This window comes from Mesorhizobium sp. M1A.F.Ca.IN.020.03.2.1 (assembly GCF_004023205.1).
In the GTDB taxonomy this organism is placed as follows: Bacteria; Pseudomonadota; Alphaproteobacteria; order Rhizobiales; family Rhizobiaceae; genus Mesorhizobium.
In genome coordinates, this window is the sequence record NZ_RZSV01000527.1 from 1 (window position 1) to 388 (window position 388).

The following is a 388-nucleotide window of genomic DNA, read 5'->3' on the forward strand; positions in this document are numbered from 1 at the left end:
TGGAGCGCTTGGCGCCGCCACCCGACGGCTTCTGCTTGTCCAGAAGTGCTGAAATCTCGTCGGCGTTGAACTGCTTTTCATCCAACTTCGGCTTCGAGGAAGCTTCCTTCACCGGCTTTTCCGCGTCCTTGCGCTCCGGCGCCTTGGCGCTTTCGGCGGGAGCGGGCTGCGGCTTCGGCCGCGCTGCAGGGGCGGGTGCCGAGTCCGGAAGCTTAGCCTCCTCGGTCGGCTGCTCCTTGGCGATCGCCTCGGCGACGGCGTCCGGCTTGACCTCTTCCTTCTGGATGGCGGCGGTCGTGTCCTTCGGCGGTGCTGGCGTCGGCTCCTTGGCGGGTGTCGGCTTCGGCTCCGTCTGCTTGACCGGCTCGGGCTTGACCTCTTCCTTAGG

At 66.8% G+C, this 388-nt stretch carries 1 pseudogene; it reads right to left on the reverse strand.

Going from position 1 to position 388, the window contains the following annotated elements:
- Positions 1-388, reverse strand: a pseudogene (locus EOA79_RS32520) (hypothetical protein); the annotation flags it as partial.